Origin of the sequence: Bombilactobacillus bombi, assembly GCF_003522965.1 — a bacterium.
GTDB classification, from domain to species: domain Bacteria; phylum Bacillota; class Bacilli; order Lactobacillales; family Lactobacillaceae; genus Bombilactobacillus; species Bombilactobacillus bombi.
This window is the reverse complement of sequence record NZ_CP031513.1, coordinates 1,128,834-1,145,769: the sequence shown is the minus strand read 5'-3', so window position 1 is coordinate 1,145,769 and position 16,936 is coordinate 1,128,834. Positions and strand designations below refer to the sequence as shown.

Annotated in this window: 14 protein-coding genes; all 14 read left to right on the top strand. The window is 36.8% G+C overall.

The window, feature by feature from the left end:
• The first annotated feature begins 321 nt into the window (after positions 1–321).
• Positions 322–1,830, top strand: coding sequence for an ABC transporter substrate-binding protein/permease (locus tag DS830_RS05780; RefSeq protein WP_118908598.1), 1,509 nt, complete (start codon positions 322–324; stop codon positions 1,828–1,830).
• Positions 1,823–2,584, top strand: a complete 762-nt coding sequence (locus DS830_RS05775; protein ID WP_118900775.1) for an amino acid ABC transporter ATP-binding protein — start codon at positions 1,823–1,825, stop codon at positions 2,582–2,584. Before DS830_RS05780 ends, DS830_RS05775 begins: the two co-directional genes overlap by 8 nt.
• Before the next feature lie 9 nt (positions 2,585–2,593).
• Complete coding sequence (locus DS830_RS05770; protein WP_118908597.1) at positions 2,594–3,745, top strand: ArgE/DapE family deacylase; 1,152 nt, start codon at positions 2,594–2,596, stop codon at positions 3,743–3,745.
• A 222-nt stretch (positions 3,746–3,967) separates the two neighbouring features.
• Entirely contained in the window at positions 3,968–6,859 is a 2,892-nt protein-coding gene (locus tag DS830_RS05765) for a BspA family leucine-rich repeat surface protein (protein WP_162887533.1), read from the top strand.
• 219 nt (positions 6,860–7,078) lie between these two features.
• On the top strand, positions 7,079–8,017 hold the full coding sequence (locus DS830_RS05760; RefSeq protein ID WP_118908595.1) for a 2-dehydropantoate 2-reductase: 939 nt from the start codon (positions 7,079–7,081) through the stop codon (positions 8,015–8,017).
• 11 nt (positions 8,018–8,028) lie between these two features.
• A complete protein-coding gene (locus tag DS830_RS05755) occupies positions 8,029–9,117 on the top strand; it encodes a PTS sugar transporter subunit IIC (RefSeq protein WP_118908594.1) in 1,089 nt (362 codons plus the stop codon).
• Between the two features lie 135 nt (positions 9,118–9,252).
• A complete protein-coding gene (locus tag DS830_RS05750; protein ID WP_118900784.1) occupies positions 9,253–10,317 on the top strand; it encodes a lipoate--protein ligase in 1,065 nt (354 codons plus the stop codon).
• Positions 10,310–11,698: a lyase family protein gene (locus DS830_RS05745; protein ID WP_118908593.1), complete on the top strand. Its 1,389-nt coding sequence runs from the start codon at positions 10,310–10,312 to the stop codon at positions 11,696–11,698. Before DS830_RS05750 ends, DS830_RS05745 begins: the two co-directional genes overlap by 8 nt.
• Positions 11,699–11,700: 2 nt before the next feature.
• Positions 11,701–12,006 (top strand): glycine cleavage system H family protein, encoded by a 306-nt coding sequence (locus DS830_RS05740; RefSeq protein ID WP_118900788.1) that lies wholly within the window; start codon positions 11,701–11,703, stop codon positions 12,004–12,006.
• 376 nt (positions 12,007–12,382) lie between these two features.
• Positions 12,383–13,570, top strand: a complete 1,188-nt coding sequence (locus DS830_RS05735; protein ID WP_118908592.1) for an ABC transporter substrate-binding protein — start codon at positions 12,383–12,385, stop codon at positions 13,568–13,570.
• Positions 13,571–13,615: 45 nt separating this feature from the next.
• Positions 13,616–14,494 (top strand): branched-chain amino acid ABC transporter permease, encoded by an 879-nt coding sequence (locus DS830_RS05730; RefSeq protein ID WP_118900791.1) that lies wholly within the window; start codon positions 13,616–13,618, stop codon positions 14,492–14,494.
• Positions 14,495–14,502: 8 nt separating this feature from the next.
• Positions 14,503–15,453, top strand: a complete 951-nt coding sequence (locus tag DS830_RS05725) for a branched-chain amino acid ABC transporter permease (RefSeq protein WP_118908591.1) — start codon at positions 14,503–14,505, stop codon at positions 15,451–15,453.
• Positions 15,450–16,244, top strand: a complete 795-nt coding sequence (locus DS830_RS05720; protein ID WP_118908590.1) for an ABC transporter ATP-binding protein — start codon at positions 15,450–15,452, stop codon at positions 16,242–16,244. The genes DS830_RS05725 and DS830_RS05720 overlap by 4 nt, the downstream gene beginning before the upstream one ends.
• Positions 16,231–16,935, top strand: a complete 705-nt coding sequence (locus DS830_RS05715; RefSeq protein ID WP_118908589.1) for an ABC transporter ATP-binding protein — start codon at positions 16,231–16,233, stop codon at positions 16,933–16,935. Before DS830_RS05720 ends, DS830_RS05715 begins: the two co-directional genes overlap by 14 nt.
• Position 16,936 lies beyond the last annotated feature (1 nt).

The following is a 16,936-nucleotide window of genomic DNA, read 5'->3' as shown; positions in this document are numbered from 1 at the left end:
AAGGAGAAAGGGCAATGATTAATTCATATTTATCACAATTGAATATCCGCCTGCGAAGCCGGTAACACTCGGGTTGATTCCGTTTTGGATGGATGCGACCTGAGACGTCAGTTCGTGTTCATGCCGACTTCATTCTCTTGTAATAGCTAAGTCTGCATGGATTCTCACATGCAGGCTTTTTCTTTGGTTAACCGGGGAAGCCTCATTGTGGGCTTCCTCTTTTTTATTTTTAAGAAAGCTGAGGTAGTTAGATGCATTATCCCAAGTACCAAACAGCACATAATAATTAAAATAATTAATAACCTTTAAAGGAGTAGCATAATGAAAAAATTTCGGCAATGGCTAACAGTTATATTAGCAACAGTTTTCTTTATTAGTAGTTTGGGTACTACTTTAGTACAAGCAGCTGACAATAATGTTCCACCAGCTAATGATCAATATTTACAGAAGGTTAAAGACAAGGGAACTTTAGTTATGGGGACAAGTCCTGACTTTCCCCCTTATGAGTTTATGGCTCATGGTAAGTCCAAAATTGTAGGAATGGATGTCGCCATTGCCAAAAAAATCGCTCAAGATTTGGGTGTGAAATTAGTTGTTAAGTCCATGGATTTTGATTCTTTACTGGTCGCTTTACAAACGGGCAAAATTGATATGGCCATGGCTGGGATGAGTAAGACAGCTAAACGGGCTCAGAGTGTTGATTTCAGTGATGTTTATTTTCATGGTGGGATGTATATGGTTATCCATGAAGGTGACAAGGGTAAATATAAGACCTATAAAGATTTAGCCGGCCAAGGTGTTGGGGCACAAACAGGATCTATTCAATATAACTTAGTTAAAAATCAAGCTAAAAAGTCCACGTTAAAAGGTATGGATAAGATTACAGATTTAATTTTAGCTTTGCAAACGCACAAAGTAGCAGCCGTAGTCTTAGATCAGGCTTCAGCGGAGGCTTATGCGAATAATACCAATGGTTTAACGGCGGTAGATGCAAAATTCAAAATTAAAGTTCCGGGGACCGCTATTGCTTTTCCTAAAGGGGCACAATCGTTAGTAAATGCAGCTAATCAATCCATTACAGAAATTAAAGCTAAAAATTTAATCAATAAAAAATACCTACCTGAAGCAGGTAAGTATATGACTACCGGCAGTTTTAAAGCTAATAAAAATAAAAAAGCAGCAGCTAAATCCAGTAATTCAATGTGGGCTTATAAAGACTTCTTTATTGCCGGTTTAGGCTATACCATCTTTATTTCAGCTATTTCAGTATTCTTCGGCTTTTTACTTGGGATTATTTTAGCTTTGATGCGGTTGAGTCATAGTAAGGTGGCAATTGGAATTGCTACAGCTTATATTGAATTTGTTCGGGGCACACCTTTAATGGTTCAATTATTGTTTGTTTACTTTGGTTTAGGGCTAGTTGTTAATATTCCTGCGCTTTTGTCCGGAATTATTGCGGTATCGTTGAATTCAGCGGCTTATGTGGCTGAGGTTATCCGTTCAGGTATTAATTCAATCCCAGTAGGACAAACCGAAGCTTCGCGTTCTTTAGGGATGTCCAGATCAATGACGATGAAATATATTATTTTGCCACAGGCAATGAAGAATATTTGGCCGGCTTTGGGTAATGAATTTGTTTCTTTAATTAAGGAAAGTTCTATTGTTTCAGTTATTGGGGTAAAAGATTTAATTTATCAATCCAAGATTGTACAAGCTGATACTTATCGGGGTGTAATGCCATTAGTGATTACGATGATTTTATACTTTATTATTACTTTTGGAATTTCACGGTTAATGAAACACTTTGAAAGGAAGATGTCACATGAATAATAATGAAGAAAAAGCAACACCAGTGATTGCAGTTGAACACTTAAAGAAAACTTTTGGTAAAAATGAAGTATTAAAAGATATCAGTGAAAATGTTTATGATGGGCAAGTAATTTGTTTAATTGGACCTTCTGGTGCCGGCAAAAGTACCTTTTTAAGATGTTTAAATCTTCTCGATAAACCCACTGCTGGGAAAGTCTTTTTTGAAGGCGATGAATTGACGGCTTTAGATGACCAAAATTTAGATCAATTGCGGCAACAAATGGGAATGGTATTTCAGAATTTTAATCTGTTTCCACATAAAAGTGTCTTAGAAAATTTAAAACTGGCCCCGATGAAAGTTAAAGGGATGACGGAAGAAGACGCAACTCAATTAGCGCAAAAATTACTCCAACAAGTTGGTTTGGCAGACAAGGCAGAAGCTTTTCCTAATAACTTGTCAGGAGGACAACAACAACGGGTTGCCATTGCGCGGGCTTTGGCGATGAATCCCAAGGTTATGCTTTTTGATGAGCCAACTTCTGCTTTAGATCCCGAAATGGTTGGTGAAGTTTTAAAGGTTATGCAAGATTTGGCCACTGAAGGAATGACCATGGTGGTAGTAACTCATGAAATGGGTTTTGCGAAGAATGTTGCCAACCAAGTTTGGTTTATGGCTGATGGCTATATTCAAGAAACTAATTCCCCGCAAGAATTTTTTGCTCATCCACAAACGGAACGGGCACAAGACTTTTTAGCAAAGATTTTGGAAGCTTAGGGGGTTAATATGGAAAAAACACGAGCTCTAAAAATTTTATCAGATTTAATTGCGATTCCTTCAATTAATGACCAAGAAGCACAAGTGGCTGATTATTTAGCTGATTTATTCGCGGGTTATCCAGCACAGATTCAACGTGTCCGTTATGCACCTGGACGTGACAATTTAGTGGTGACTATTGGTGATCATGGTCCCTTGTTAGGTTTTTCTGGGCATGAAGATGTAGTAGCTGTTGATTCTAGTAAAGATTGGGATTATCCCCCCTTTACTGCCACTATGAAAGATGGCAAGCTTTATGGGCGAGGCGCTAGTGATATGAAGTCGGGCTTAGCTGCCATGGTAGTGGCAATGTTAGATTTGCTAGATGGTAAACAGCCTTTAGACGGACGGATTCGTTTATTAGCTTCTGTCGGTGAAGAAACCGGTGAATATGGAGCTGCACAATTGACCGAAGCTGGTTATGCTAGTGAATTACAAGGCTTAGTGATTGGCGAACCTACTGATTTGCACATTCGAGTGACTCACAAGGGAGTTATTGATTATAGAGTGGAATCACTAGGTAAAAGTGTGCATTCTTCGCAGCCTAGTTTAGGTAAAAACGCAATTTTACCATTAGTAGAGTTTGTGCATCAGGCACAAATAACTTTAAGTCAAGATAATCAAGTAGATGAAATCTTAGGTTCATTAACCCATGTAGTGAGTCAAATCCAAGGAGGTGCACAAATTAATACTGTGCCAGCACATGCCTGGTTAACAGGAAATATTAGGACCATTCCCGCTTATCCCAATGAGTTAGTAATGCAGCAATTAGATGACATTGTGCACCATTTAAATTCACAAGGAGCACAATTAAAGATTACTTATAGTTATCCCGAACCGCCATTGCCAAACCAAGGGCAAACCGCATTAGCACAATTAGCTAGTCAAGTTTTGCAAGAACAATTTCAATTGCAAGGTGATTTGACAGCAGGCATGGGTGCTACAGATGCTTCTGAATATCATCATGTCCTTAATTTACCGATTATTATTGTGGGACCAGCTGATGGTACAACGGATCATCAACCTAACGAATTTGTTTCTATTGATAAATATTTATTAGGATGTAAATTTTATGAAAAATTTGCCCGCGCTTTTTGGCAAAAATTCACTGTAAATCATTAACAAATCCTAAAAACAGCCCGTTTAGCGGGCTGTTTTTTTATTTTTTGTATAAGGGGAATTATTTAAGAAAAAAATATTTATTTATTAAGTTTTTATAATGATATAATAGACTTAAAGTGACTTTAAAATAATAAAGATGTCTTTTTAATAAAGCATTTTCTACAGTTTTAAATATAAATTTTTTATTTCAAAAATTATTTTAGAGTTATGAGGAGGTTCATTATGTCAGATGAACGACCGCGAACTACTAATTATAATCATCTTATCATGACTAATTGGTCAGTTTCTCTCCCAAAAATACTTTCCTCATTGATAATGATGAAATCTGATTTTTGGAAGTTTTTTTTCTTTTTAATAGGGTTCTTCGTATATTATTGGTGTCCTGTTTCAAATATCGTTGTGAAAGCACAAGTACAATCTGATTCGTCTATCATAATTGCTACTGATAAAACTTTACCTGCTATTAGTCAATTAACCCAATTGCCCAAAACCCAACCGTCAATCTCGGTACTTACTACCTTAACTAAACCAATTCCGATAGCTCGATTAGTCCGAGCTACTCCGGCTAGTGGACCAGGGTGGTCGCTTGATGATAAAGGTGTATTAACAATAACCGATGCCTTAAAACAGCCAACTAATATCAATGATAATCAATCGTGGCCTTGGAAAGACCATCTGGAAGAGATCACACAAGTAAATATTAAAGATAAAATTGCTAACTTTACCAATACTTCATATATGTTTTCAGGAATGACAAATTTAACGTCAATATCAGGATTGGATAAGTTAGATGTTTCTAATGTGACAGATCTTCGTAGTATGTTTAGTAGTGATAAAAGTTTAACAACTCTAGATTTAGCTGGATTTAAGGTGGATAAAGTTGTTAATTTTGATTATCTGTTTTCCGGCTGTGATGCTTTAACTGAGATTAAAGGTCTAGATCAGTGGCAAACTCCTGCAGCTGAGTCGATGGTCGCAATGTTTCAAAAATGTCCACTGTTAAAGACGTTGGATTTAAGACATTTCTACAGTCCAAATGCCTCTTCTAAATTGTTAGAAATCAGAAATATGTTTGATCAAGATGAATCTTTACAAACAATTAATGTTAGCCACTTTGATGTTTCCCATGTTCAAAATTTCTATGCAGTTTTTAATGGTTGTAAAGCAGTAACTACAATCGAGGGCATAGAAAATTGGAATACTAAAAATGCTCTTGATATGTCGAATATGTTTTCTTATGATCGGGCTATCGCTCATCTCGATGTTTCTCAATGGGATGTTTCACAAGTCACTAATTTCAGTACAATGTTCGCTAGTTGCAATAAGTTAGAGCTTATCACAGGCTTAGACCAATGGACGACCCCCAATGCCAAAGACATGTCACATATGTTTGATCAAGATGAATCTTTACAAAGCCTGAATGTTTCCCAATTTCAAGTAAATAAGGTGACTGATTTTAGTCAAATGTTTACTGGCTGTAGTAAATTAACGGCAATTGATGGTCTAGATAATTGGACTACTTCTGCTGCTCAAGATATGAATAATATGTTTTCTTATGATTCGAACTTGGGAAAATTAGATTTAACTAATTTTGATGTTTCTAATGTCACAGATATGAGTTTAATGTTTGCAGGGGATAGTGCTTTAACAGTAGTGAATACGAAGGGCTTTGATGCGAAAAATATTAAAGATTTTAGTAAGATGTTTTATGCTTGCAATAAGCTAGAGGAAATTAAAGGAATTGAAAATTGGAAAACTCCTAGTGCTGAGAACATGTCATATATGTTTGCCTATGATAGCAACTTAAAAAGTCTAAATTTGCAAGGCTTTGATATTTCCAAGGTCAATAATACTTTGTCGACTTCTTCGGATTCACAAACAGAAATCACTAGAGGCTTGCGCTACATGTTTTTTGGCTGTGAGAATTTGGTTTCAATTACAGGAACTGATCAATGGAATGCTGCTAAGGTGGCTGATGTGGAAGGAATGTTTGGCTCCTGTAAAAAGCTTCAAAACCTCGATTTGTCCAGCTTTAACGGTGCTCAAATTACTAATATGAAGTCCATGTTTGCTTACGATGACGATTTAGAAGCGGTCACCACTAAAGATATAGATGTGTCTAATGTAACTGATTTTAGCTTGATGTTTGCAAGTTGTCGTCATTTACAAGAAGTGCAGGGAATAGAAAATTGGCATATGAAAAACGCCACGACAATCGAAGGGATGTTTATTTATGATGGTAACTTACAAAAAGCCACTTTAAATAATGATGATTCGGATAAATTAATAAATGCTAAGCAAGCTTTATTGGGCTGTAATAATTTACAAACTTTAGATTTAAGTCATTTAAATTTACGGCAGGCAGATAATGACAGTATGCTTGCATATGATAATAGTTTGTGGAAGATGACTTTGGGAACTAATGTAGTTTTAAGTCCAACTGCTAAATCACAAAACAGTGTGACCTTGAGTGAAGTTCCTGTAAATAGTGATTTTCCGTCGCTGTTTCCTGATGATGAAACTGGGAATGCTCATACTGAATTAAATCATAGTTATATTACCGCTAGTACTGGTAAATGGCAGGAAGTAAAATCCAATGAAAAAGAAATAAATCCGAGTGGGGATACTCATTCATCTTATGATTTGACGTACTTTGTTTATGGAAGTTCTAATCAACCTACTAAGATTAGAACTTGGATTTGGCAACCAATTGCGGCGGGATTGAGTTTGGTTGAATATCCGCAAAAATTTGATTTGAAAGCGACATTAACTAATAATGTTAATTACGAATTTAATAACGGTCAAAGCCAAACTTATAAAGTCTTAGATCGCCGTTATGGTCATAATGGTAAATTTTGGCAAGTAATGGCAGCTGCCACTGATTTGAAGACTGATCAAGATATATTATCTGCCCATATTGTTTTGTATGATAGCAATAAGGCCATAACTTTAACAAAGTCACCACAAGTTATTTATAGTACTACCAGTAATTCAGGAATTGATTATCCGTGGACTTATAAAGCTAAGTTAAATTTAAATACTGTGTATCCTTGGCTGCATTATGGTAAGCAATACCATAGTACTATCACTTACACCTTGAAAGATGCACCTTAATAAAACGTTCTAACAGATTATAAATATATATAATTTGTTAGAGCGTTTTTTTTGAAAAAAATTAATTGACAATTTTTGAATTCCTGTTAGAATTTAATTTAATTTAAATTAAAGATAATTAATAAAAACTCATTATAATTGGCGTTTAATAATGAGTTTACCAAATTATCATCTTGTATATCACATTAAGATTAAATGATAAATATGGAGGGATAACAAATGAAGATTGCAATTGTTGGTGTTGGGGCCATGGGCAGCCGCTTTGCTTTAATGTTAAAACATAGCGGCAATGAGGTTACTCTAATTGATGGTTGGCAACCTAATGTAGAAGCCATTAAAGCACATGGTTTACAAGCAGACTTTAATGGTAAACATGTCCAAAGCAAAATGCCAATTTATGCTTTAGATGAAGTAGATCAATTACAGGATTACCAACCTGATTTAATTATTGCTTTTACTAAGTCGAATCAACTAGATGAAGCTTTTCAAAAAGCCCAATCTTTGATTAGTCCACAAACTTATGTCTTATGTTTATTAAATGGTATGGGCCATGAAGAAATTTTAAAAAAATATGTCTCCGAAGAGCATTTAATTTTGGGTATTACGATGTGGACAGCAGGACTAGCAGGACCAGGCCAAGCAACTTTATTTGGTAATGGCAATGTTGAATTACAAAATTTTGCTGCTGTGGATAAAGATTTTGCTTTAGAAGTCGAACAAGTTTTTGCAGCGGCCGGCTTAAATCCTAAATATAGTGATAATGTCAGCTATTCCATTTGGCGTAAAGCTTGTGTTAATGGAACTTTGAATACGCTTTGTTCTATTTTAGATTGCAACATTGGTGAATTAGGTCAAACTAAAGAATCTGAGGCGTTATTAAAAGCGATTATTGCCGAATTTGCCGCTGTAGCCGCTCATGAAGGCATTGACTTAGACCAAGCAGAAGTTTTTGAGCATGTAGCGGAAACTTTTACTGCTGATATTGCGGATCATTATCCTTCTATGTATCAAGATTTAATTAAGAACCATCGTAACACTGAAATTGATTTTATTAATGGGGCTGTTTGGCGCAGAGGACAAGAATATGGTATCGCGACTCCCTACTGTGCCTTAATTACACAACTCATCCATGCTAAGGAGCAGTTGTTGAATAAATAAGGAGATTAATTATGAATGCAACCACGGCGTCACCACAACATAATGTTAAAACTTTTTTTAATAATGTATTGGCAGGAACTGCCACTGGGATTATTGTTGGACTAATTCCTAATGCTGTTGTGTCTGCTATTTTAAAATTATTTGGTAATAGTGCTTGGGTTTTATCTTTAAATCAAGTTTTGGTTATTTTTCAATGCGCAACGCCGTTATTGATTGGTGCTTTGATTGCATATCAGTTTAAATTAACTCCAGTAGATATTGCTACAGTAGCTGCAGCTGCCTATGTGGGTTCCGGGGTTACTAAATTTAATCCAGCAATTGTCAATCCAGCGAATAAGGTTCCAGGAGTTTACGTTTCTGCTGGAACTGGTGATTTAATTAACACGATGATTACGGCTGCTTTGGCTGTTTGGATGACGTTGATTATTGGGGACAAATTAGGCTCGGTTAAGATTGTGTTAGGTCCAATCTTAATTGGTGGCGGTGCTAGTTGGATTGGTTATTTGATCTTACCTTTTATTGCCAAAATCACCACTTGGATTGGAGATTTAATTAATTCTTTTACTAACTTTCAACCTATTGTTATGTGTATTTTGATTGCTTGTATGTTTGCGTTGTTAATTATTACACCGATTTCCACAGTAGCGATTGGTATGGCTATCCAGTTAAATGGTATTTCTGCTGGGGCTGCAGCTATGGGAGTGGCTGCTACTACGATTGTCTTAGTGGTGCATTCTTGGAGAACTAATAAGTCTGGAGTGACGCTGGCAGTGGCTTTGGGAGCAATGAAAATGATGATTCCTAACCTATTTCGCTATCCAATCATCTTATTACCCGTTATGACAACAGCTATTATTTCTGCGATTCCGGTCGCACTTTTGCAAGTTGCTGGTACTCCGGCTTCAGCTGGATTTGGTTTAGTTGGCTTAGTTGGACCTCTGGCTTCTTTAGATGTTGGTAAAATGAGTATTAATCTCTTTACAGCAGTGATTGTGTGGTTCGTTATACCTATTATTGGTGCTTTGGTAAGCCGTTTTGTATATAGCAAAGTATTGCATCTTTATGATGAAAAACAGGCTTTTGCTTATTTAGGTGAATAAAATTTTAATACTAATTGTGATGCTCATTGGAGATCACAATTTTTTTGTGAGCTGATTAGAGTCTTTATGTATCTGATTTCAAAAAAGTAGAGTAAAATGTTGTTGTAAGCGCTTATTTATCAAGGAGGTAAAGTTATGTTATATGTCGATATGAGTGATGGTGAGAAGTATTTAAAATATCCCTATGTGAATCAGGCAACTTCAGAATTTTTGGAAACCCAAACTAAATTTGGTGATGAAAAATTGTTGATGTTTTTCCAGCCGCAAACACCGATTGTGATTTGTGGAGTTAATCAAAATATTTATGCAGAAGTTAATTTAGATTATTTACGAGAACACAACATTGAATTAACACGGCGTGGTGCTGGTGGTGGCGCTGTTTATGTTGATCAAGGCAATTTAACATATGGCTACATCGACAGTGACAATGGAAATAACTATCAAAATTTCCCGTTGTACGCACAGACTGCTTTAGAAGTGTTACATGAATTAGGCGTACCTGCCAAAATGGGTGGTCGTAATGACTTGACTGTAGATGGGAAAAAGTTTTCGGGGATGTCTTCATTAAAGATTGGCAATCGTTTTTCCTGTGGTGGTACTTTGATGATTGATGTCGATTTAGAAAATGCTAGTCGAGCATTACATCCATTACAAGCTAAGTTACGTTCAAAGGGTGTCAAATCCGTGCATAGTCGGGTCACTAATATTCGTTCTTACTTTAAACCCAAATATCAAAATATTACTTTGCCTGAAATTCGAGATTTATTTTTAAAATTTGCTTTTAAAACAGATGATTTAAGTCAAATTCCAACTTATAAATTTACAGATGCTGATTGGCAGAATTTGGTGGCTTTAGGTAAATCCAAATATGGTGATCCTAAGTGGGTTTATGGCGAAAATAATCAAGAAGATGAATATTTCCATGCTCAGCATTTTGCTGATTTTGGCACAGTGGAGATTAGTTTTTCAGTGGATCGGGGAGTAATCTCACATTGTCAAATTTATGGTGACTTTTCCTTGGCTTCTGGTGATTTGACAGTTATTGAACGTAACTTAGTGGGAGTACCATTGCAAAAAGCTAACCTAATAGAAGCTTTGAATCAAAGTGATTTAAAAACTAATATTGGAGCTTTGAGTGCTGAAGATTTGGCCAATGTCATATTGGATCCAACTAAACAAGAAGAGGTGCATTATGGCTAGTGGAGAAATGTTAGGTTCTATTTTTAATCAAAATGAATATTCTACGGCACGGATGCGGGCAATTTGGACAGATGAGAATCGTTTGGCGGTAATCTGTCAAACTGAAATTGCTTTAGCACAAGCGATGGCTGATAATCACAAAATTCCCCAAGAAGCAGTAGTCGAAATTAAAGAAGTTATGCAGCCTAAAAACTTTGATTTACGGAAATTGCGCTTAGCAGTAGCCCGCAATGGGCACTTTTTGGCCGGATTAATTGAATATGTGCAACCATTTTTTCAACATGAAGGTGGTCAGTATCTTCATTACGGGGCTGCTAGTGAAGATATTGAAGATACTGCTTATGTATTGCAGTTAAAGCAAGCGCACCAACTCATTGTTGATTATGTACAGCGCATTTGCCAACGTCTAAGTCAACTAGTAGCAGCCCATCAGCAAGATCTTTGTGCCGCTATTGCTCATCGAACTTATGGAGCTTATACAACCTTAGGATTTAAATTAGGTGTTTTTTTAAATGATTTAGAAAATTTATTAACCAAACTTGAACAACAGGCTCCCCAAAGTTTTTGTGGCAGTTTAGCCAATGGGGACGGTTTGTCAACAATGGTTGGCGATCATAGTGACCAAGTGGAAGCAGACTTTTGCCGATATTTAAACTTAAATACTCCTGAAATGTATTGGCATACGCAACGGGAGCGTTTTTGTGATTATACCCATTTTTTGACAGAAATCGCGCAAGTGTTGGGCCGCTTAGCCAAAGAATTATTATATATGAGCCAAACTTCAGTACAAGAATTCAGCGAACCTTATGCTCCTGGACGCCAAGGTTCAACAGTTATTCCTACTTCACGTGAACCTTATATGTGTGAATCAATGTTGAATCTCAGCACAGTTATTCGTAATGAAATGACTTTAATGTATGATCAAATGTTGGTAAGTGGAGAAAAAGATACCGCCGTTTGGCGTGACTTGTATGTTGCCATGCCTGAAATCTGTATGTATTTATCCGGTCAATTAAATTATGCATTAGTCCTACTCACTAAAGGACAATTCAATATTGAGAAAATGCGTAACAATTTGCAGCTTGATGATGGTACAATGTATTCGGGTGCCTTAATGGTGGCTATGTCTTCTAAGATTGGCCGTCAAAAAGCGCATGATCTTTTGTATCAAATGCGCGTGGAAGCGGATGCACAGGGAAAGTCTTTGCGAGTCGTAATTGAGAATAGTTCACGAATTGGCGCGGTTTTAAGTGCTGATGAATTACAAGCAATTATGACACCTAGTGTAGAACATATTCCGAATGCTTTATTCAAAGTACAAAAGATTTTGCAATTATTTAAGCAGCATCATCCGGAATTACAAATAAAGGAGAACAAGTAGTTATGGCAGATAAAACAGAAGAACAATATTTTTGGCAGGAAAAATTAGATAATCAACATATTCGTTTAGGCTTAAATTCTGCTGGCCAAGATGAAGTGGGGGAAGTGTCCTTTGTTGATTTTCCCGACGACTTAAAAGAAGTTCAAGCAGGTGATCCGATTGTTTCTGTTGAAGGAGCAAAATCAGTCACTGAATTGGAATCACCAATAGCTGGTCACGTTGCCAAAGTCAACGTTGACTTGTTAGATCATCCCGAAAAAATTAATAATGATAATCATAATGATAATTGGGTAATTGAGTTATATTAATTATTACCCATTATTATTAAAAAAACATTAAAAAGTTCTTGACTCTTGATGAGTATTTATTTATACTAAGCTCAATTAGTTAATAAGTCTTTGAAGGAGGTTACACCATGATGATTAATATTTACCAATCCATAATTTTTATTGATGTAGACACTCAGCGTCAAGATTTAGCCTTATTATTAAACAGTAGGACCCAACATTGATTATTTGTTAGCCGTGTGCTAAGAATTTCAAGTCGTTGAGCCCTTGTTTTAGTTTAATGATGGGGCTTAACGACGATATAACTTAAGAGTCAAAACCCCATTCATTAACGAATGGGGTTTTTCTTCGTTGTTAAGATAAGATTTATTAGTTATTAATTCAGGGAGGGATTAACATGAAAAAACAAATTATTGGAGGTCTTGCAGCAGTTGTGATGACAATGAGTCTTCTGACTGGATGCAATACGGCTTCAACCGGCAGTAAGGGTGTAAAAGCTAGTGGTAATACTGTCAAAATCGGTGTCAACATGGAATTATCCGGTGGCGCTGGTGGCTATGGTAATCAACAAAAGCAAGGAATTCAATTAGCAGTTGATGAGATTAATCATCATGGTGGTGTCAAAATTAACGGTCACAAACAAAAAATCAAAGCCATCATCAAAGATAATAAATCAGCCACAAGTACTTCTGCTTCAGTAGCGGCACAATTGACCAATAATGATAAAGTAACTTCCATTGTCGGTCCAGCTACAACCAGTGCCGGCACTGCACAAACACCTAATATTACTAAAGCGGCTGTTCCTGCAGTAAGTCCTTCAGCTACTGATCCTGGATTTACAATGCAAAAGAACGGCAAGGTTCAACCGTATGTTTTCCGTGCTTGTTATCAAAATGATTTTCAAGGAAGTACAGCTGCTAAGTTTGCTGCTGAAAATTTGAAAGCTAAAAAGGTAGCCGTTTTGACTGATAATTCTAGTGATTATGGAACAGGCCTAGCAAAAGCCTTTAAAAAAGCTTTTCCTGGAGAAATAGCAGCTAGTCAAACTTTTGCTGAAGGAGACAAAGATTTTAACGCGGTTTTGACTTCTTTCAAGAGTAAAAATGTAGATGCAATTTATGTTCCTGGTTATTATTCAGAAGTTGGATTGATTATCAAGCAAGCCCGTCAAGCAGGTATTAAAGTCCCAATTATTGGAACAGACGGAATGGCTGATCCTAAATTGGCCAAAATTGCCGGTGCTCAAAATGCTTCCAACGTGTACTACACAACACCATTTTCTATCATTCAAGCACAAAAGAGTACGACCGCACGCAGATTTATGACTGCTTATCATAAACGTTACCATCAAGAAGCACCGACCTTTTCAGCATTGGCTTATGATTCAGTTTACATGATTAAAAATGCAATTGAAAAAGAAAATTCAGCTGATTCTACTAAAATTGCCGCTGGTTTGGCCAAAGTTAAAAACTATAAAGGTGTAACAGGCTCAATTACAATTGACAAGCATCATAATGCAACCAAACCAATTGCGATTGAAAGTTTGAAAAATGGGAAAGTTGCTGACTCAGTAGCCATTAAATAGTTAATGTTAAAAATCTATCTCATATAAGTAAGGGAGGTCAAGAATGTGCAAACTTTTGGGCAGCAATTAATTAATGGTTTATCGCTAGGAAGTATTTATGCACTTTTGGCGCTAGGATATACGATGGTTTATGGCATTATTAAGTTGATTAATTTTGCCCATGGCGATATCTATATGTTAGGTGCATTTTGGGGATATTATTCTATCAATCTTTGGCATTTTAATTTTATTGAAGCTTTAATCTCATCAATGATTGTAGGTGCTGTAAGTGGGGTCATTATTGAATACTTTGCTTATCGGCCTTTACGGCAAGCACCACGAATCACAGCCTTGATTACGGCAATTGGCGTCTCCTTTTTCTTAGAAAATGGGATGGCCTACTTGTTTGGCTCTACGGCTCGGGATTTTCCACAAGTAATTAAACAAGTTAATTACAATATTGGTGGTGTTTTAGTTTCTAATATCCAAATTTTAATTTTGGCAACAGCCGCTATTTTGATGATAGCATTGCAATTTGTCATCAAGAAAACCAAAATGGGCAAAGCAATGCGAGCAGTTTCGGTAGATGCTGATGCAGCCGAATTAGTTGGTATTAATCTTGATCGGACTATATCTTTTACTTTTGCTCTCGGGTCAGCTCTAGCTGGTGCAGCCGGTGTCTTGATTGGATTGTACTATAACTCAATTGATCCTTTGATGGGAATGACTCCCGGAATTAAAGCCTTTGTAGCTGCAGTTGTTGGCGGTATTGGTTCTATACCAGGAGCAACATTAGGTGGATTTATCATTGGCCTTTTGGAAACTCTAGTTCAATCAGTTGGGCTTTCAGCCTACAAAGATGCCGCCGTTTATTTAGTATTGATTGTAATCTTATTAATTCTGCCAGCTGGCATTTTAGGTAAAAATCAAAAAGAAAAGGTTTAGGTGAGCAGATGAAAGCAAATTTAAAATATAGTCTAAGTTGGCTTGTGATTATGGTTGCTGGTTTTGTTCTGATGAATACGCTCATTTTAATGGGAGTAATCGACGCCTTTTTGGAAAATATGTTAGTAGTAATTGGAATTAATATTATTTTGGCTATGGGACTTAATTTGGTTGTTGGTTTTTCGGGACAATTTTCTTTGGGACATGCTGGCTTTATGGCAATTGGTGCGTATGCAACTGCTATTATCACATCTGCCAAACCCAATAGTTTTAGTTTTTATGTTTCTATAATTGTCGGGATAGTCATTGCAATAATAGCCGCCATTATTGTTGGAGTACCAACTTTACGTTTACATGGTGATTATTTAGCCATTGCGACGATGGGCGCTGCAGAAATTATTCGCATTATTATTAATAATTTAAAAATCACCAATGGTCCATCAGGAATGTTCAATATTCCGAAATTTGCTTCTTGGCCGGTTGTTTATATTATGGTTTGTTTAACTACGATAGTTATTGCTAATTTTGTGCATAGTCGTTCGGGTCGAGCTATTAAATCGGTACGAGAAGATGAAATAGCTGCTGAATCAATGGGCATTAAGACGACTTCTTGGAAATTAGCTGCGTTTATTTTAGGGGCAGCTACAGCAGCAATTGGCGGCTCGCTATACGCTTCTTATCTGCAGACTATTACACCTAATAACTTTGGTATTATGGAGTCGATTTCGATTTTGATTATTGTAGTATTAGGCGGAATTGGTAGTTTAACTGGAACTTTTGTAGCGGCAATTGTCTTAGGAGTTTTGGATACAGTATTGCAAAGCTTTGGGCCTTTGCGAATGGTGATTTATTCATTAGCACTTATCTTGATTATGGTCTTCAAACCGACTGGTTTGTTAGGCACGCGTGAGTTATCATTAACCAAATTATTTCCACGTAAAAAGGAGGCTAAGTCATGACAACAATTTTACAAGTTGATAACCTTGTGAAAAACTTTGGCGGTCTGACGGCGGTGGCGGATGTGTCGCTAACGTTAGAAACGAATGAATTAGTTGCCTTAATTGGTCCCAATGGTGCAGGCAAAACGACCTTATTTAACTTACTAACTGGCGTGATTCCACCAACTTCCGGAGCAATTTTACTTCGTGGCGATCAAGGGACGATTGCTTTAAATAAAAAATCAGCAGTACAAATTGCTAACTTAGGTTTAGCACGGACCTTTCAAAATATTCGGTTATTTAGTGATTTGAGTGTGTTGGATAATGTTTTAATTGCACTGACTAATCAATATCAAGAACACTTTCTAGCTTCTATTTTACGGCTGCCCAGTTTTTATCGAACAGAACAACAAATGCGCACTGCAGCTTTTAAATTATTAAAAATTTTTGATTTGCAGACACAAGCAGATAATCTGGCGCGTAATTTGCCTTATGGGATTCAGCGCCGCCTAGAAATTGTCCGGGCCTTAGCCACTAAACCGCAAATTTTATTTTTGGATGAGCCCGCTGCCGGGATGAATCCAGAAGAAACGGCCGATTTAACTGCTTTAATCCGCATGATTCAACGCGATTTCCATATTACTATTTTGCTGATTGAACATGATATGTCGTTGGTAATGAACTTAGCTGAAAAAATTTATGTTCTAGATCAAGGGGCCTTACTAGCTCAAGGAGCACCAGCCCAAATCCAACAAAATCCCGCCGTTATTAAAGCTTACTTAGGTGAGGAGGATGAATATGCTCAAAGTTGATAATTTAGTAGTTAATTATGGTGCTATCCAAGCTGTTAAAGATGTAAGCTTTCATATTAATACAGGCGAAATTGTGGCCTTGATTGGTGCTAATGGTGCTGGTAAAACCACCATTGTGAAGACTATTTCGGGATTATTAAAACCCGTTCAAGGAAGTATAACTTATGAACAACAAGACTTAAAACACCAATCGGCACCAGCAATTGTGGCTGCAGGTATCGCCCAAGTCCCCGAAGGCAGACATATCTTTGCCGGTCTGTCAGTGGCTGAAAATTTACAAATGGGAGCTTTTTTACAACATGACCATGCTCAAATTAGTGATTCCTTGCAAAATGTTTATAAACGTTTTCCCATTTTAAAGCAGCGGCAAAATCAAGATGCTGCCACTTTATCAGGTGGTGAACAGCAAATGCTAGCTATGGCGCGCGCACTGATGTCACGGCCCAAATTATTACTCTTAGATGAACCATCAATGGGGTTGGCACCGATTTTTATTAATGAAATATTCAATATTGTACAGGCAATTAAACAACAAGGAACGACAGTATTGTTAATTGAGCAAAACGCCAAAAAAGCCCTCGCAATTGCTGATCGCGCTTATGTCTTAGCAGCTGGAAAAGTCAGTTTGCACGGCACCGGTCCAGAATTATTGGCTAATACTGCTGTCCAAAAAGCCTATTTAGGAGGTTAAC